This window comes from Naasia aerilata (assembly GCF_030296595.1).
Lineage (GTDB): Bacteria > Actinomycetota > Actinomycetes > Actinomycetales > Microbacteriaceae > Naasia > Naasia aerilata.
Map to the genome: position 1 here is coordinate 162,749 of NZ_AP027731.1, position 16,675 is coordinate 179,423.

The following is a 16,675-nucleotide window of genomic DNA, read 5'->3' on the forward strand; positions in this document are numbered from 1 at the left end:
CGCCACAGCTCAGCTCCTTAGCGCACCCCCACCTCCGGTGATCCCCTCCGGTAACCCCCTCCGGTGATTGAGGAGCTCGCGCAGCGAGCGTCTCGAAATCCCCGCGACGAGTAGACGCGAAACCCGCACAGCCCACCCCCACCGCCGATTGAGGAGCTCGCGCAGCGAGCGTCTCGAAATCCCCGCCTCTGGTCCCGTGCAGCCCGCGCAGCCTCCTCTCGGGCTTAAGACAGCAGGGAGGTGGCTGCGTTGTGCGCGCACGTCACGCCCGCGCGCCCCGTCCTTGAGCCCTTCACCGAGCGCACCCCTACGCACCGAGCGCGCCCGTCGTTCACCGGGGAGGGCGCGCGCTCGGTGCGTCGGGGTGCGTTCGGTGCGACCGACGAGAGCCGGTCACGCCGGGCCCGCTGAGCGCGGGGCGAGGCGCCAGGCGCGCAGTGCACCGCCACCGAGCGCGGGGTGTGACGACGAGCGCGCCCCTAGTACGCACCGCGCTCGTCGCTACGGGGCGCGCTCGGCGAGAGGCACCGCGCTGAATGAGAGCGCTACGCCGGGTCGGACACCAGCTCGCGCGACCGGGCCGGCGCCGCGGCGGGGATGCGGCGGCGCTGGCGTGCCTCCACCGTGAAGCTCACGATCGCGAGCAGGACGCCCACCACGCTGAGGGCGAGCCCGACTCCGACCGGCGCCACGTAGCCGAGCCCCGCCGCGACGACGGCGCCGCCCAGCGCCGCTCCGAGGGTGTTGCCGATGTTGAGCGCCGAGTGGTTCACCGCCGCCGCGATCGTCTGGCTGTCGCCGGCCACATCGAGCAGCCGCACCTGAATCGCGATGGAGCCGCCGCCGATCGCCGCGCCGAGCAGGAAGCAGCAGGCGAACAGGCCCGCCGCGGTGCTCACCGTGAACAGGAGCACCGCGAGCGCGACGATGGTGCCGCCGAATGCGACAAGCAGTGCTCGCTTCACCCCGCGGTCGACGAACCACCCGCCGGCGAAGTTGCCGACGGTCATGCCCAGGCCGAACACGACGAGCACGATCGGGACCACTGCGAGCGGGAGGCCGGTCACATCCGTGGCGATCGGCGAGATGTAGGTGTAGACGGCGAACAGGCCGCTGAAGCCGACCGAGCCGATGCCGAGGGCGAACCAGACCTGCGGGCGGCGGAACGCCTTCAGCTCGTGGCCGACCGTCGCGCCCGGGTTGCCCGGCTGAGCCGGCACGACCGCCGCCACCGACAGGAACGTCAGCGCGAAGACCGCGGCGACCGCGACGTAGGCCATTCGCCAGCCGGTCTCCTGGCCGAGCCAGGTGATCGCGGGCACCCCGACCACGTTGGCGATCGTCAGCCCGCCGATGACGAAGGCGACGCCCTGGCCGCGCTTCCCGGGCCCGAGGAGGGATGCGGCGACGAGCGACGCCACTCCGAAGTACGCCCCGTGCGGCAGGGCGGCCACGAACCGGGCGGCGAAGACGAGGCCGAAGGAGGGCAGCGTCGCGGAGGCGATGGTTGCGACCGTGACGACGGCGAGGAGGACGAGCAGCAGCTTCTTCCTCGCGAAGCGGGCCGAGAAGGCCGCGATCGTCGGCGCACCCACCACGACGCCCATCGCGTACGCGGCGATCAGGGCGCCCGCCTGGCCGTTCGCCGTCGCGGGCGAGGCCGCATAGACGTCCGGGAGCAGGTCGCGCGCCAGGTTCGGCAGGAGGCCCATCGCCACGAACTCGGTGCAGCCGATGCCGAATCCGCCGAGAGCCAGTGCGAGCAGGGCGAGGCGGACACGGGCAGGGCTGAGTTCAGGCAACGAGCGCTCCATCACAGAAGGGAAGGTGGCGTCGTCGCCGGGTATTCCAGGGTAGGCGACCGCGCGCTGTTCTCCGGAGGGGTGGACAGGACCCTCAGGGGTTGATCGCGAGGAAGACGAACGCGGCGAGCAGGATGAGGTGCAGCACGCCCTGCAGACGCGTCACCCGCCCCGGCATCACGGTGAGGATGCCGACGAGCACGGTCAGCACGAGCAGCACGATCTGCGTCGAGCCGAGGCCGAGGGTCAGCGGGCCCGGCAGCCAGATCGAGGCGATCGCGATCGCCGGGATCGTGAGGCCGATGCTCGCCATCGCCGACCCGTAGGCGAGGTTGAGGCTCGTCTGCATCCGCTCGCGAAGGGCGGCGCGGGACGCGGCGAGCCCTTCGGGCAGCAGCACGAGCAGCGCGATGACCACACCCACGAACGAGCTGGGGATCCCCGCCGCCGCGACCCCGGCCTCGATCGCCGGAGAGACCGTCTTCGCGAGCCCGACCACGGCGACGAGCGAGACGACCAGCAGTCCCCCGCTGATCGCCGCTGCGCGCCCCGACGGAGGAGCCACGTGATCCTCCTCGTCGTCCGGCTGGATCGACTTCCCGGAGGCGGACACGGGCAGGAAGAAGTCGCGATGCCCCACCGTCTGGGTCAGCACGAACGCGACGTAGAGGATCAGCGAGGCCACGGCGGCGAAGCCCAGCTGCGACGGCGAGAACTGCGGCCCCGGCCGGCTCGTCGTGAACGCGGGCAGCACGAGGGTGAGCGTGGCGAGTGCCGCCACGACCGCGAGCGCCGCCCCCGCGCCCTCCGAGTTGAACCGGGGCAGCCGGAAGCGCAGCGAACCGAGGAGCACCGCGAGGCCGGCGATGCCGTTCACCGTGATCATGACGGCGGCGAAGACGGTGTCCCGGGCCAGCGTCGAGGTGTCCTTCCCGCCGCCCGACACCATGAGCGTGATGATGAGGCCCACCTCGATGACGGTGACAGCGACCGCGAGCAGGAGCGAGCCGAAGGGCTCTCCCACCCGGTGGGCGACGACCTCGGCGTGGTGCACCGCGGCGAGGACCACCCCGACGAGAACGAGGCCGACGAGGACCACGAGGACGCCGGGGAGCTTCTGCCCCCAAGTCGCGATGAGCGCGACGGCGCCGACCGCGGGAATGCCGGCGCTCCACCAGCGTCGGATCCATGCCGTCATTCGGTCACTCCCGGCGCTGGGCCTTCCGGCCTCGGACGTCTGAGCATCCAACCTATCGGGTGGCCCTGGACGGCGGCCCGACGCGTCCGGTGCTCAGGCGGAGGCGTCCTGCGTCGTCAGCGCCTTCTCGAGCCGCTCCACCTTGGCCGTGAGCTCGCCGCTGTATCCGGGCCGGATGTCCGCCTTGAGTACGAGCGAGACGCGCGTGCCGTACTGCCCTACCGCCTCCGCCGCCCGGCGGATCACGTCGAACACCTCGTCCCACTCACCCTCGAGGGCAGAGAAAGGGGCCTTGCCCTACTTTTCCTTCGCCACCACGAGAGGAGCACCACCATGAACGTCGTCGGTTACGTCCGCCTGTTCCGCGCTTCCCGGGAGGAGAGCACTCCCATCGTGCGCCAGCGCGAGGTGATCGCTAGGACCGCCGAGTCGCGCGGATGGCAACTTGTTGGCATCGAGGAGGACAACGACACGTCGGCGACGAGACCCGGCTGGACCGCCCCAGACTGAACCGGGTGCGAGAGCAGATCGCCAGCGGCGCGGCGAAGGCCGTCCTCGTCTGGCGCCTTGACCGCATGGCACGCAGCGTCGTGGACTTCGGCACGCTGCCGGACCAGGGCGTTGAGGTGATCTCCTGCACGGCTTAGCAACCCTCTGCGGATGCGCTCGCCGCTCGGATTCTCACCGCACGCCTCCACGCTTCTCAGGCCCTCTCCTGTGCCCCAATTCGTACCCTGAAAGGAGGCGGCACCATGGCCGCCGTCACCCCTCTCCCCACCCCCGAGCCGGACCCGGCCCCCACGCTCTCGCACGAGCCCCCGGCCGCCCTGGTCGGAGACCGCTCGGGCGACCTTCTCCGACGCCGTCGCCGAGTTCCCCGCCCCTGGACCCCGCCACCCTCGCCGAGCCCTACCAGGCGTGCGCCCTGATCTCCCGCGGTGGACGCCGACGGCGTCGTGTCCGTCGGAAGCATGGGCCAGCCCGTGCCGCACCCCCTCGTCGCCGAGGAGCGCCTTCACCGGACGCAAGCCGTCGGCGCGCTGAAGGCGCTCGGCCTCGCTCTCGGCGCTGGCCCGCGCTCGGCGTCCTCGTCCTCTCGGGCTGGCGCCGCCCTCGCCGGTTCCCGCTGGCGCGGTCAGCACGCCTCGCGTCTGGAGGCGTCGTCGGCACCTCGCGTCCGTGCCGATCGCGCGTGGGACCGAGTCCGTCTAGGACCCTGGAACCCGCGCACCTCCTACGCTGGCCGCATGGACGACGACCTCGGCGAGATCGGCACGCCCTCGTGCCCGGGGTGTCTCGTGCCGCGGGAGGCCGAGGGCGACGCCCGTCCCCGCTGGCGCTGCCCGTCGTGCAAGCTCATCGTCCTCGCCTAGTCGGCGTGCCCACGGGTGCCCACCCAATAGCCCCCGTAGAGTCCGCCCATGGCTCTTCGCCGACTACGAGAGGCCCGCGAATGAAGATCGAATCTGAAGACATCGACATAGAAAGCATGCTGTCTGGTCGCTACTTCAAGATTCCCAGGTTCCAGCGGCCGTACTCCTGGGATGACGAGAACATCCAAGACCTTTGGGACGACGTCATGGCGGCGAAGGGCGAGGACTACTTCATCGGATCGATGGTTGTCTACCGCGGCGGCAAGCAAGCCTTCAGCCTGGTAGACGGCCAGCAACGCCTTACCACAATCACTGTATTTCTATGCATCTTGCGTGACGCATTCGCATCCCTAGACGAGGTCGACCTCGCGGCAGGCATACATCAGCTCGTCGAGCGCCCGAACCGGGACAATCAGAACGAGTTCGTGCTTCAAACCGAGACCTCGTTTCCATTCCTTCAGGAACAGATTCTGAAGTTCGGCGACCCCGACCTCACCGACATAGTCGAAATGTAAGAGGAACAAGCGCTACGCCAAGCGCACTTCACCCTGAGCGCCAAGGTCGCTTCGGTTCTGACAGCAGTCGATATCGACGATTCCATCTCAGAAGACGACAAACACACCGCGAAGGTTGCTCGCCTGAAGAAGGTTCGGGACTCCGTGTTCAACCTGAAGGTTATCTTCGTGAAGCTGGAGAACGAGGATGACGCGTACCTAATCTTCGAGACACTGAACACACGAGGCAAGGACCTCGCCGTCACCGACCTCGTGAAGAATCACTTCGCGAAGCTACTCCGGTCAAAGAACGCGGTGGATTCGGTGAAAATCAAGTGGAGCACGATTCTGGAAACCATCCACGAGTCGGCAGCCGACATAAACACCGACTCATTCATCTACCACTTCTGGGCCTCCCGGCATGAAGCAGTACCGGCGAAGAAGCTCTACCCGGTCGTCAAGAAGCGGATCGATGCCAAGAACGCACGCGTCTACCTTGACGCCCTAGTTGAAGACTCGAAGCACTACCGCGCCATCCACGAGCCTTCCTTCCGATGGGAGAAGGCCGAGCGGCGCGCAGCCAGTTCGCTGTCGGCGATCCAGCTGTTCAGGCTGGTGCAGCCAACACCCGCTCTCCTATCCCTCGTGCGGGCGTACAACGAGAAGAAGATTCGACTGAAGACGCTCGTGCGCGCATTGGAGGCAATCGAGAACTTCCACTTTGCCTTCACCGCCGTCACCTCATCCCGCTCGTCTGGGGGCATATCTGGCATGTATGCGTCGTTCGCGCGGAAGTTGTACGAGAGCCGGAACTCCGCGGAAGCGGGCGTCGAGATCGATGCGTTCATCAAGAAACTCCGCGAACGCCGCCCGGACTACGACGAGTTCGAGGTTGCCTTCAGGCAGATCGGGTATACGAACGCCAACACAAAGCAGAAGGGGCTCGTGCGCTACATCCTCCGACGTTTCGCCGAGCATCACTCCTACAAGTTCGCCGTGGACTTCGACGACCTCACCATCGAGCACCTTGCCCCACAGTCATTGATCGGAACGGACCCCTGGAGCGACGAGACCGTCGGCGCACTCGGCAACTTATTCCTGATCGATCAGAAGATGAATGGCGCCCTCGAGAACAAGTCGTTCAACGTCAAGGTGAAGATGTTGAGTGACGGGCGGTACAGCGTGCCGCAGTTCATGACTCTTGCCGATTCATGGACACCGGAGAAGGTTCGTCTTCATTCGAACGCGATGGCTCGGGAGGCCTACGACGCGATCTGGAGCATTCCCAGCTAGCGGAACGGATTACCGGGTCCGACTCGATCAGGTCGGGCAAACCGCCGAGGGGGAAGTCCGAACCAGGATCGACGATCTAATCGACGGGCTTCCGGAGCCGCCGCACGTGATCGTGTGGATGGACACCGTAACGCCTACTCGGGCGACGTGCTCGCGGTGGCACGAGCATGTGAGGCCCTGGAGCACCCGATCCAGGTAGCGACGTTCGTAGCTGTTGGATGAACTGAACTGAGGTTCGGACCTCCGTCCGTCGTCTTCCTAGGGAAGGCGGACTTTTTCGGTATGTAGCGCCGCCTCCAGCCGTTCCACCTTGCCCGTAAGTTCGTCAGCGTGCCCCGGCCGAATGTCCGCTTTCAGCACGAGCGAGACCCGCGACCCATACTCACCGACCGCTTCGGTCGCGCGCCGGACAACGTCCATGACTTCGTCCCACTCGCCTTCCACGGTCGTAAACATGGCGTCCGTGTGATTCGGCAGGCCCGACTCGCGGACGATCCGCACGGCCGCCGCGACGGCGTCATGGACCGAACCGTCGGTCCGACCGGTGCCGCTCGGCGCTACCGAGAATGCAAGCAGCATGACTTTCCAGTCCCTTTCACTGCGTCATCCGGAGGTACGCCAATTCCCGAGCACGGAAGTCGCGAATCTTCGACAGGAGAAGCTCACGGCGATCCATCAACTTCGCGCGCTCGGTCACGACGCCCACTACACCTTCGGGCGTTCCGCTGACCTCTGTGCCTGCGTCTTCGATCGAGAGGGAGAGGGAGTCGAGTTGCGCCTCCACCGTGGTGAGGTCGGCCTGGAGCGCTCCCAGCCGACGCTGTATTGCCCTCAGCTCTTGTCCAGCCGCGGAGTCGCCCGAGCGCCCTGCCCCGCTGTCCCAGGTCCAAATGCCTCCAGTCTCATACACGGCGGCGGGGGCCAACGAACGCCGTTCCATGCGGCCCAGGCGCGTCGACAAGTCCTGAAGGGCTAGTGCGATCGCGTCGTTGGAGTCGCCACCAGCGCCGCCCGTGGCGATCGCCGCGAAAGCGCCGTAGGCGGTTAGGGGTGTCCGTGGCGGACCATCGGCCTTCTCTAGGTGGGCTGCACTCATTCGAAGAGCCTTGATCGCCCCGTCCACCGATGCTGGATCCGTGAGTTCATAGTTGATGGCTCGCTGATCTGTCACGTCGAACGGAATCGTCTGCCCCTCACGAATCATGAGTATGAGCGGCTTCTGGTAGCCGTGCGCAAGCGCGACTTCGTAGAACACGTTTGGATTGTGATCAGTGAGGTCCGCGACGATCAGGTCGCTCTTCACAATCCGATCGATCACCTGCGTCGTGATGGAGTCGGGTGCGCTCTCCTCGTCTGCCCTCACAACGAACCAATCCGGCTCTCGAAATGCCTTCTTGATGACGTAGTCCAAGACGAGCTTTGCAGCGTGATGCTCGGCTGTGCCCGGTCGGCCGATCGGAGAGATCACGAAGAGCGTCTTGGGGGCGGCGTCAGGCTTCTTCGCGCTCGGTCGTTCCGACTTCTCCGTCACAGCGCTCCTTCGTTACCCGAATGGCGCCGATCCTACAGACTCCCTTTACCCGCTATCGTGCCCTCGATGGTCGTGAACATCGAGTCGGTCGAGTTGGGCAGACCGGATTCGCGGACGATGCGGACTGCGGCCGCGACCGCGTCGTGGATCGAGGCGTCCGGGCTCCCTCCCCGCTCGGGGACAGCGAGAATGCGACGAGCATCATGCCTCCTTCATCAGGTCGTGCGGCTCCTCGTCGAAGAGGCTCTCCTCATCCTCGTCGAGGTCCGGGCGTCCCGGCAGGAGCCAGAGGATGCGCACCGACAGCACGAGCACGACGACGAACGCGAGGTTGCGGACGGTGAGCACGGCGGCGCCTCCCGGATCGGCTCCGATCACTTTCGCGTAGCTCCACGGATACACCACCTGGGTCAGCAGGGCGATCCCGAGGGCGAGCGCGGCCGGCACATGCACGGCTCGCTGGCGAAGGCAGAGCCCGAGGACGACGGGCGCCGCCAGCCAGGCCACGTACTGGGGCGAGCCGACCTTGTTGAACACGATCATCGCGAGCACGAGGGCCAGCCCGAGCGGGGGAAGCAGCGCGAGCGGATCCACCCGGCGGCTCATGCCCCGGAGGGCGAGGAGCAGGAGGGCGGCGACGGCGGCGACGAGCAGCGGGGTCATCGCCGCGGCGGCGGCGGAGGTCCCGTTGCCGAGCACCTGCCAGGTGAGGATGTCCCGGTCGTAGTAGATGCGCGTTCCCCCGAGGCCGAGGACCGCCTCCCACAGCCACCACGACGTCACCGGCGCCTCCACCTGCAGGCCCCGCGTCTCCTGCGCCGAGATGAACGTGAAGACATGGGCGCCGGCCCCGAGCAGCAGGGCGCCGCCGAGGATCGCGACGGTCACGAGGGCACCGCCCGTGAAGACCGCGGCTCGTCGGCGCAGGGTGAGCACCGCGGCGGCGAGAAGCGCGGCCGGCCACACCTTGATCCACGCCCCGAGCCCCAGCAGCGCGCCGGCCAGGACCGGCCGGGCCGAGAGGACCAGGAGGCCCAGGATGGCGAGCGGAGCGGTCACCGAGTCGAGTCGCGCCACGGCGACCGGACCCAGTGCGGCCAGGAAGGCGACCCACCACCAAGCGGCCGCGGGGCGGCGGCGGAGCAGGGCGTGGAACGCCACGGCGTCGAGCATCGTCACGAGCACCAGCCAGACCACCCCGTAGGCGTCCGAGCCGAACAGATACGCGAACCCCAGCGGGAGGAGTGCCCCGACCGGGTAGACCCAGGAGGTGTCGATGCCGACCAGGACGCCGTTGGCGGCCGCGTAGTCCATCCAGAACCGGTACACCCCGACGACGTCCCCGAACGGCAGATGCACGGTGTCGTGGAGGTTGATCTCGGCGAGCACCAGGTGCACTGCGGCGAACGCGATCCAGGCGCCGAGCGCGCCCGTAACAATTCGACGTGCGCTCCCCCACCGGCCCTGGGGTTCGGTCATGCTGGTTCCCGGCGCAGCGGCACCACAGCACCGTACCGCAGCCCCTCCGCCGGTCGGCGGAGCAGACGTCCTGAGGAGATCCCATGCCCCTGTCCCGTATCCGGATCGGCTCCGTCGCCGCCGTCGTCGCGGCCACCGCCCTCCTCGCGGCCTGCGCTCCCGCGTCCTCGAGCGGCGGACCCGGCTCGAGCCCCGCCTCCGACAGCGGCTACGTCACCGACGGCAAGTTCACCGTGGCAACAGGCGAGCCGGCCTACTACCCGTGGGTGATCGACGACGACCCGGAGTCCGGCAAGGGCTACGAGGCGGCGGTCGCGTATGCGGTCGCCGACCAGCTCGGCTTCGCGAAGGACGACGTCGTCTGGGTGCGCACGAGCTTCGACGAGGCGATCGCGCCCGGTCCCAAGAGCTTCGACGTCAACCTCCAGCAGTTCTCGATCACGCCGGAGCGGGCCGAGAACGTCGACTTCTCGACCCCCTACTACGAGACGACGCAGGTGGTCGTGACCACCGGTGCGTCGAAGGCCGCCGACGCGTCCTCCTCGCCGATCTCAAGCCGCTGCTGGTCGGCGCGCAGACCGGCACCACGAGCTTCAACGCCGTGGAGTCGGAGATCGCACCCGATGCGGGAGCCCAGGCCTTCAACACCAACGAGGACGCGGTCCTCGCCCTCAAGAGCGGCACGGTCGACGCGATCGTGGTCGACCTGCCCACCGCCTTCTACATCTCGGGCGTCGAGCTCGACGACGGCAAGCTGGTCGGCCAGCTGCCGCAGCCCGAGGGCGCGGAGCCCGACCGCTTCGGCTTCGTGCTGCCGAAGGACAGCCCGCTCACGAAGAAGGTCAGCGACGCCGTCGACGCCCTGCGCGAGGCGGGCACGCTCGACGAGCTGGCCCAGGAGTGGCTGGCCGACGCGGGCGACGCGCCTGTCCTCAAGTGACCTGTCCTCGAGGAACCGGGCGGAGCAGAATCCCCAGGTGACCACCCTTCCGGCAGCTCCGAGCGCCCTCGAGCTCGACCGCCGGCGCTACCGCCGACGGCAGACGGGGCGGTCCGTCGCCGTGGCCGCGGTCTCCACCGTGGCGTTCGCGGTGGTCGTCTGGCTCACCATCGTCAACACCCCCGGCTGGGCCCGCGTGCAGAGCACGTTCTTCGACCCTGCGGTCGCGGCGCGGGCGTGGCCGCGGGTGTTCCAGGGCCTGCTGACAAACCTGACGGTGCTCGTGTTCGCCGCGCTCGGCGTCCTTCTCCTCAGCATCCTGCTCGCGACCCTCCGCACGCTCCGGGGGCCGGTCTTCTTCCCGCTGCGCGCCCTCGCCGCCGGCTACACCGACCTCTTCCGCGGGATGCCGCTCATCATCGTGCTCTACCTGGTCGGCTTCGGCATCCCGGGGCTCGGCTTCACGGCGGAGCGGCCACCCGCCGCCCTGCTCGGCACGGTGGCGCTCGTGCTCGTCTACTCGGCGTACGTGTCCGAGGTGTTCCGTGCCGGCATCGAGGCCGTGCATCCGTCGCAGCGGCTGGCCGCGCGCTCCCTCGGGCTGAGTCACGCCCAGACGCTGCGGCTGATCCTGCTGCCCCAGGCGGTCCGGAAGGTCACGCCCGCGCTCATGAACGACCTGGTCGCGATGCAGAAGGACGTCGGTCTCATCTCCGTGCTCGGCGCGGTCGACGCGGTCCGCGCCGCGCAGATCGAGACGGCGGCCTCGTTCAACTTCACTCCCTATGTGCTCGCCGGGCTGCTCTTCGTCCTGCTCGCACTGCCGCTGATCCGGCTCACCGACTGGTACACCGCGCGCATCCGGCGACGCGAGCAGATGGGGGCGGTGGTGTGAGCGACCCCCTGCTCCGGCTCACCGGTATCCGCAAGTCCTTCGGGACGGCGGAGGTCCTGCGCGGCATCGACCTCGACGTGGCGGAGGGCGACGTGGTCGCGCTCATCGGCGCGAGCGGCTCCGGTAAGTCCACGCTGCTGCGGGTCATCAACCTCCTCGAGCGTGTCGACGACGGCCAGGTGCTGCTGCGCGGCGAGGACATCAGCGATCCCCGCGTGAAGCCGGACGCCGTCCGCGCCCGGATCGGCGTCGTCTTCCAGCACTTCAACCTGTTCCCGCACCTCTCCGTGCTCGACAACGTCACGCTGGCCTCCCGCCACGTCCTCCGGCGCGACCGCGCGGAGTCGGAGGCACGCGCGCTCGAGCTGCTCGGCCGCATCGGGCTCGCCGAGCACGCCCGCTCCTACCCAGATCGCCTGTCCGGCGGTCAGCAGCAGCGCGTGGCGATCGTCCGCGCCATCGCGACCGATCCGGACCTGCTCCTTCTCGACGAGATCACGAGCGCGCTCGATCCGGAGCTGGTGGGCGACGTGCTCGCCCTCGTCCGGGACCTGGCTACAGCCGGCACCACCATCGTGATGGCCACGCACGAGATGGCGTTCGCTCGGGACGTCGCCGACCGGGTCGTCTTCCTCGACCGTGGCGTGATCGCCGAGGAGGGCACCCCGGACGAGGTCTTCCGGCGCCCGCGCGAGCAGCGCACCCGCGAGTTCCTCGCCCGCTTCAGCGAGCCGCTCGCGGGCGATCCGCTGCCGCGGCAGTAGACGCTGCCGCATCAGTAGACGCGGCCGCATCAGTAGCCGGAGCCGCGTCAGTAGCCGGAGAAGAGGTCGGTCTTCACCCGCCGCGCTCCCGCTGACCGGAGCGCGACGCGCGCGCGGTCGAGGAACGCGGGCGAGCCGGACGCGAACACGGCGCGCTCGGGCACCCGCTCCACCTGCGCCATCGCCTCCTCGAGGGACGGCGCCCACCGAACGCCGGGAACAGAGTCCCGCGGCGGCTCGGGTGTGACGAGGATCACCTCGCCGGCGAGCCGGCCCAGCCGGTCCAGGTAGGCGGCGGCCTCCGGAGAGGGCGCCCGGTAGACGAGCGCGACGTCCCGGTCGATCCCGGCAAGCGCATCCGCCTCCAGCTGGCGGACGAACGGCGTCACCCCGATTCCGCCCCCGACCAGCAGCACCGGCACCGAGGCGTCCGCCGGCAGGAGGAAGTCGCCGCCGACCGTGGTGAGCCGCAGCTCGTCGCCAGGCTCGAGCTCGGCGAGGGCCCGCTTGAAGGAGCTGCCCGGGTCCGACGTGCGAACGGCGACGCGGAGGTCCCCGTCCGCGGCACCCACGACGGTGAGATGGCGGCGACGCCCGCGCCGGTCGGCGCGCGCGTGGGGCAGGTCGAGCTCCACGTACTGTCCCGGCAGGACGCGCACCGGCCGCTCGGGCGTGAAGGCGAACTCGGTCACGCCGGGCGCGACCTCGGTTCGGCCGGTGAAGCGCAGGCGGGCGCCCCGCGGCAGGGAGAGGAGCGCGGCCACCAGGTTGCCGACCACGACGGCGAGCTCGGAGCTGAGGTAGAAGGTGCCGAGGGAGAAGCCGAAGCCGACCGGAAGCGAGAACAGCACGCCGACGACCGCCGCGACGACGAGCCGCTGCCAGCGCCGTGGCGGGAGGGTCTGGGGCTCGGTCAGCAGGAAGCCACCGAGGAAGAGGATCGGGTAGGAGCCGAGCGCCACCCCGGACGCCGCGGCGACGCTGTCGCCGAACGGCAGCAGTTGCACGACCACGAGGACGAACGCGACCGCGAAGAACACCGCGCCCATCGCGAGGGTGCGGGTGCGGATCAGGACCAGCAGGGCGAGCACCGCCGTGAGCGGGGCGAGGAGCGGCGTCGCGACCCACCACCCCGCGGCGCCGAGCCCGGTGAGCGCGACGACGAACGCCGCGACCGCCGCCGGATTGAGCAGGTGACGACCGCGGGCGACGACGAGGAACTTGCTCGCCGCGGCGACGGATCCGGCGAGCGCGATCACGCTGAGCCCCTCCGGATCGAGCGTCGGCAGGAAGAGGAAGAAGAGGATCAGGCCCGTGATCACCGCCGACTCGTCGTGCGGCCGCATCCGGAACGCGATGCCGAGCAGCCGGGTCGCCGCCCAGCTCGAGCCGACCGCGACGATCCCGGAGAGGATGAGGGCGAGCGGCGGGTAGAAGATCCCGCCGAGCGCGGAGGCGAGGAGCGCGGCCGCGGCGAGGACGAGCAGGCAGAGGGTCACCAGCCGGTACATCGGCAGCCGGCCGGTGAGCCGATCGACGAGCCTCACGCGGCGAACACCTCCCCCGGCAGGTCGTCCGAGTAGTCGGCGCTGCCGTCGGTGAACATCCGGACCCAGCGGAAGTCGAAGTCGCCCAGCAGCCGCTCGGGGTCGGTGAGGAAGAGCGCGGTCGCGAGCCCGTCCGCCTCGAGGGCGGTCTCCGAGAGCACCCAGGTGGCGGCCACCTCCCGCACCGGCAGGCCGGTGCGGCCGTCGAGCACGTGGTGGAGACCGTCCGCCCACGCCCGGCGGTTGGCCGCCGAGGCGCAGATGGCGCCGCTGACCTCGACGACGCCGATGGCGAGCGAGGAGTCGTACGGGTGCTCGAGGGCGACGCGGAGGGGCTCGGGCGCGGTGTGCAGCAGATCGCCGCTCGCGTCCACCGTGGCGCCCCCGACACCCACCGCGCGCAGCTCCGCCGAGACGAGGTCGACGAGCGCGCCCTTCCCGGCGGCACCCACGTCGAGCAGCACGGGCTCCGCCGCGGTCACGCGGCTGCCCTCCACGCGGAGGCGGTCGTCCCACGCGGGGCTCGGCAGCGCCGGCCAGCGCGGGGTGAGCCGATAGGCGGGGTCGTAGCCGAGCTGCTCCAGGGAGGCCCCGACGAGAGGTGTCAGCGCGCCGTCCGTCGCCCGGTAGAGGGCCGCGTAGAGAGCGAACATCGGCTCGGCGTCCTCCGGGAAGTCGACGGTCCCGCCGTCGCGGGCGAGGCGCGCGACCAGGGAGTCGTCGCGGAACCGGGAGTACGCCCGGTCGAACTCCTCGACCAGCGCCAGCACGCGCTCGAAGCCGGCGTCGTCGAGCGGCTCCTCGGTGTCGATCCGCCACGGGGCGCCGATCGCGGAGAACCGGCGCTCACTCGGCGGCATCGGCCTTGATCTGCTCGACGGCATCGTTGAAGCCCGAACTCGTGAGCGACGAGCCGGCGACGCGGGAGACGTTCAGCGAGTCGATGTCCCTGCCCACCACCTGATCGGCGATCGCGCCGGCGAACTGGCCCTGGAACTGCTTGGCGTTCGGGTCCGTCGCGTGCGGCGTCACCGTCACCGCCGTCACGGTGTCGTCCGCGAGCGTGATGCTGACGGTGACCGTCTGCTGGCCGCCCGGGGATCGATAGGAGCCGTCCGCCTCGTAGGTCCCGTCGGCGTAGGAGCGCGCGCCCGCCGAGTCCGCTCCCGTCGAGGATCCCGTGCCGGACTCCTCGGCCTCCGCTCCCCCGGCACAGCCCGCGAGGGTGCCGAGAAGCCCGACGCCTGCCAGGGACACCAGCGCGGTGCGGGACGAGCGCAGCGTGCGCGGCATGGATCGATCGGTCATGGAGCCCCCTCGTAGTCGGTAGGACCATCCAATTGCATCGATCCCACCGGTTACACGAGGCGGGGCTGGGAAGAGTTCACGAATCGGCCAAGAGCGACGCGATCGTCGCGGGCAGGGCCTCTGCGATGTCGAGGGCCGCGAGCGGTCCGCCCGAGGATGCGCGCTCCCCTGCTCGGCCGTGCAGAAACGCCGCGGCGGCGGCCACGCGGGCCAGCCGGTCCGGGTCGGCGAGGATCTCGGGAGACCGTGACGCCGCGAGCGCGCCGAGGATGCCGCCCAGCACATCGCCGGAGCCGGCCGTGGCGAGCCAGGGCGGTCCCGCCTGGACGCGGTACCCGCCGCCGCCCGGCAGGGCGACGTGCGTGGTGCTGCCTTTGAGCAGGACGGAGCAGCCGAGGAGCTCGGCGGCGCGGGTCGCCCACTCCTCGGGTGCTGCCGCGATCGTGGGACGGTCGACGTCCACGCCGCGCGCGCTCAGAAGGGTGGCGAGCTCACCGTGGTGCGGTGTCAGCACGGCGGGGCCGGCCGACGAGCCGGCGAGGTCCAGCGCGCCGGCGTCGAGCACCACCGGCAGGTCCTGCCCGAGCGCCTGGTCGATCTGCGCGCGCAGCTCGGGCGACCGGGCGGAGCGATCCATGCCCGAGCCGATGAGCCACGCCTGCACCCGCCCGTCGGCCGTCACCGCCTCGGGCCGGCGCTCCAGCACGAACCGGGCCGCGCCGGCGTCGCCGAGGTAGCGCACCATGCCGATGCCGGTCCGGGAGGCGCCCTCCACGCCGAGGACCGCAGCCCCCGGATACTCCGCAGAACCGGTGAGGATCCCCACGACACCGCGCGAGTACTTGTCGTCGCCCTCGACCGGCACGCGGTACTCCGCGACCGTGTCGGCGGCCGTCCAGTCCGACCATCCCGTCATGCGTCCCACCCTATGCGCGGGCGTGCATACGTCTCCGCGTAGCGTGGGGAGCATGCCTTCCGCCCTGTTCTCGCCCTTCCCCTCCGCAGCGTCACCGCCCGCAACCGGCTCTGGGTAGCTCCGATGTGCCAGTACTCGGTGGATCGGCAGGACGGCATCCCGACCGACTGGCACCTCGTGCACCTCGGCTCGCTGGCCCGGGGCGGCGCCGGTGTGGTGATCACCGAGGCGACCGCGGTGAATCCGGAGGGCCGCATCTCGCCCCAGGACACAGGGATCTGGAACGACGAGCAGGTCGCCGCCTGGCGGCGGATCGTCGACTTCGTGCGCGGTCAGGGCGCCGTGGCGGGCATGCAGCTCGCCCACGCCGGCCGCAAGGGCTCCACCCGGCCTGCGCTCGGCGGACCCTCCGGATCGGTGCCGGCCGAGGAGGGCGGCTGGCAGACGGTGGCCCCGTCGGCCGTCGCGTTCGAGGGCTACGCGGCCCCGGTCGCGCTCGACGCCGAGGGCATCGACCAGGTCGTGGCCGACTTCGTCGCCGGAGCGCGCCGCGCTCTCGACGCCGGCTTCGAGCTCCTCGAGATCCACGCCGCGCACGGGTACCTCCTGCACCAGTTCCTGTCCCCGCTCAGCAACCTCCGCGAGGACGAGTACGGCGGGAGCCTGCCGAACCGCGCCCGGCTGCTCCTCCGCATCGTCCGGGACGTCCGCGCCGAGGTCGGCGACGACATCCCGCTCCTGGTCCGGTTCAGCGGCACCGACTGGGCCGAGGGCGGCTGGACGGTCGAAGAGACCGCGACCGTCACCGAGTGGGCGCGCGACGCGGGCGCCGACCTGTTCGACATCTCGACCGGCGGGCTCGTCGCCGGGGTGCGCATCCCGCTCGGGCCCGGCTACCAGGTGCCGTTCGCCGAGCACGTGGGCCGGGAGACCGGCGCGCCCGTCGGCGCGGTCGGGCTCCTCACCGAGCCCCAGCAGCTCGAGGACATCGTCTCCTCCGGCCAGGCCGACGTCGTTCTCCTCGCCCGCCAGCTGCTGCGCGAGCCGCGCTTCCCGCTGCGCGCCGCGCACGAGCTGGGCGTCGAGCTCGACTACTGGCCCGCCCAGTACCTCCGGGCCCGCTGGCGCTGAGGCG

General features: G+C 70.1%; 18 protein-coding genes and 3 pseudogenes. 10 read left to right on the forward strand and 11 right to left on the reverse strand.

The window, feature by feature from the left end; genetic code table 11:
- Positions 1-545: 545 nt before the first annotated feature.
- The 3 genes and pseudogenes from QUE51_RS00895 to QUE51_RS00905 form a co-directional block, all read right to left on the reverse strand.
- Positions 546-1,802, reverse strand: coding sequence for an MFS transporter (locus tag QUE51_RS00895; protein ID WP_434017226.1), 1,257 nt, complete (start codon positions 1,800-1,802; stop codon positions 546-548).
- 94 nt (positions 1,803-1,896) lie between these two features.
- Positions 1,897-3,000 carry a calcium:cation antiporter gene (locus tag QUE51_RS00900; RefSeq protein ID WP_286277744.1) on the reverse strand — a complete coding sequence of 368 codons (1,104 nt, stop codon included), beginning with the start codon at positions 2,998-3,000 and terminating at the stop codon, positions 1,897-1,899.
- 93 nt (positions 3,001-3,093) lie between these two features.
- Positions 3,094-3,285, reverse strand: a pseudogene (locus QUE51_RS00905) (thiamine-binding protein); the annotation flags it as partial.
- 48 nt (positions 3,286-3,333) lie between these two features.
- Between QUE51_RS00905 and QUE51_RS00910 the strand changes: the two are divergent.
- The 5 genes from QUE51_RS00910 to QUE51_RS00930 all read left to right on the forward strand — a co-directional run bounded on the left by QUE51_RS00910 (position 3,334) and on the right by QUE51_RS00930 (position 6,160).
- Entirely contained in the window at positions 3,334-3,510 is a 177-nt protein-coding gene (locus QUE51_RS00910) for a recombinase family protein (protein WP_286277745.1), read from the forward strand.
- A 5-nt stretch (positions 3,511-3,515) separates the two neighbouring features.
- Positions 3,516-3,647, forward strand: coding sequence for a recombinase family protein (locus tag QUE51_RS00915; protein WP_286277746.1), 132 nt, complete (start codon positions 3,516-3,518; stop codon positions 3,645-3,647).
- 600 nt (positions 3,648-4,247) lie between these two features.
- Complete coding sequence (locus QUE51_RS00920; protein ID WP_286277748.1) at positions 4,248-4,373, forward strand: hypothetical protein; 126 nt, start codon at positions 4,248-4,250, stop codon at positions 4,371-4,373.
- Between the two features lie 80 nt (positions 4,374-4,453).
- Positions 4,454-4,888 (forward strand): DUF262 domain-containing protein, encoded by a 435-nt coding sequence (locus QUE51_RS00925; RefSeq protein WP_286277749.1) that lies wholly within the window; start codon positions 4,454-4,456, stop codon positions 4,886-4,888.
- An 84-nt stretch (positions 4,889-4,972) separates the two neighbouring features.
- Entirely contained in the window at positions 4,973-6,160 is a 1,188-nt protein-coding gene (locus QUE51_RS00930; RefSeq protein WP_350226797.1) for a DUF262 domain-containing protein, read from the forward strand.
- A 258-nt stretch (positions 6,161-6,418) separates the two neighbouring features.
- Here the strand turns inward: QUE51_RS00930 and QUE51_RS00935 are convergent, their stop codons facing one another.
- The 4 genes and pseudogenes from QUE51_RS00935 to QUE51_RS00950 all read right to left on the reverse strand — a co-directional run bounded on the left by QUE51_RS00935 (position 6,419) and on the right by QUE51_RS00950 (position 9,170).
- Positions 6,419-6,739 carry a thiamine-binding protein gene (locus QUE51_RS00935; RefSeq protein WP_286277751.1) on the reverse strand — a complete coding sequence of 107 codons (321 nt, stop codon included), beginning with the start codon at positions 6,737-6,739 and terminating at the stop codon, positions 6,419-6,421.
- A gap of 16 nt (positions 6,740-6,755) precedes the next feature.
- Positions 6,756-7,691 carry a hypothetical protein gene (locus QUE51_RS00940; protein ID WP_286277752.1) on the reverse strand — a complete coding sequence of 312 codons (936 nt, stop codon included), beginning with the start codon at positions 7,689-7,691 and terminating at the stop codon, positions 6,756-6,758.
- A gap of 59 nt (positions 7,692-7,750) precedes the next feature.
- A pseudogene (locus QUE51_RS00945) lies at positions 7,751-7,893 on the reverse strand (thiamine-binding protein); the annotation flags it as partial.
- On the reverse strand, positions 7,893-9,170 hold the full coding sequence (locus QUE51_RS00950; RefSeq protein ID WP_286277753.1) for a glycosyltransferase 87 family protein: 1,278 nt from the start codon (positions 9,168-9,170) through the stop codon (positions 7,893-7,895). The gene QUE51_RS00950 and the pseudogene QUE51_RS00945, both read right to left, overlap by 1 nt.
- An 83-nt stretch (positions 9,171-9,253) precedes the next feature.
- Between QUE51_RS00950 and QUE51_RS17650 the strand changes: the two are divergent.
- The 4 genes and pseudogenes from QUE51_RS17650 to QUE51_RS00965 form a co-directional block, all read left to right on the forward strand.
- Positions 9,254-9,775 (forward strand): annotated as a pseudogene (locus QUE51_RS17650) (transporter substrate-binding domain-containing protein); the annotation flags it as partial.
- On the forward strand, positions 9,772-10,110 hold the full coding sequence (locus QUE51_RS17655; RefSeq protein WP_434017278.1) for a type 2 periplasmic-binding domain-containing protein: 339 nt from the start codon (positions 9,772-9,774) through the stop codon (positions 10,108-10,110). The pseudogene QUE51_RS17650 and the gene QUE51_RS17655, both read left to right, overlap by 4 nt.
- A gap of 37 nt (positions 10,111-10,147) precedes the next feature.
- Positions 10,148-11,005, forward strand: coding sequence for an amino acid ABC transporter permease (locus QUE51_RS00960; protein ID WP_286277755.1), 858 nt, complete (start codon positions 10,148-10,150; stop codon positions 11,003-11,005).
- Positions 11,002-11,769: an amino acid ABC transporter ATP-binding protein gene (locus QUE51_RS00965; protein WP_286277757.1), complete on the forward strand. Its 768-nt coding sequence runs from the start codon at positions 11,002-11,004 to the stop codon at positions 11,767-11,769. The genes QUE51_RS00960 and QUE51_RS00965 overlap by 4 nt, the downstream gene beginning before the upstream one ends.
- 47 nt (positions 11,770-11,816) lie before the next feature.
- Here the strand turns inward: QUE51_RS00965 and QUE51_RS00970 are convergent, their stop codons facing one another.
- The 4 genes from QUE51_RS00970 to QUE51_RS00985 all read right to left on the reverse strand — a co-directional run bounded on the left by QUE51_RS00970 (position 11,817) and on the right by QUE51_RS00985 (position 15,540).
- A complete protein-coding gene (locus tag QUE51_RS00970) occupies positions 11,817-13,316 on the reverse strand; it encodes an FAD-dependent oxidoreductase (RefSeq protein WP_286277758.1) in 1,500 nt (499 codons plus the stop codon).
- Positions 13,313-14,176, reverse strand: coding sequence for an FAD:protein FMN transferase (locus QUE51_RS00975; protein WP_286277759.1), 864 nt, complete (start codon positions 14,174-14,176; stop codon positions 13,313-13,315). The genes QUE51_RS00970 and QUE51_RS00975 overlap by 4 nt, the downstream gene beginning before the upstream one ends.
- Entirely contained in the window at positions 14,163-14,624 is a 462-nt protein-coding gene (locus QUE51_RS00980; RefSeq protein WP_286277761.1) for an FMN-binding protein, read from the reverse strand. Before QUE51_RS00980 ends, QUE51_RS00975 begins: the two co-directional genes overlap by 14 nt.
- A gap of 76 nt (positions 14,625-14,700) precedes the next feature.
- The gene (locus QUE51_RS00985; protein ID WP_286277762.1) at positions 14,701-15,540 is read right to left on the reverse strand and encodes an ADP-dependent NAD(P)H-hydrate dehydratase; all 840 of its coding nucleotides are present in this window, start codon (positions 15,538-15,540) and stop codon (positions 14,701-14,703) included.
- Positions 15,541-15,663: 123 nt separating this feature from the next.
- Here QUE51_RS00985 and QUE51_RS00990 point away from each other — a divergent pair, with 123 nt between their 5' ends.
- The gene (locus tag QUE51_RS00990) at positions 15,664-16,671 is read left to right on the forward strand and encodes an NADH:flavin oxidoreductase/NADH oxidase (RefSeq protein ID WP_434017228.1); all 1,008 of its coding nucleotides are present in this window, start codon (positions 15,664-15,666) and stop codon (positions 16,669-16,671) included.
- The last annotated feature ends 4 nt before the right edge of the window (positions 16,672-16,675 follow it).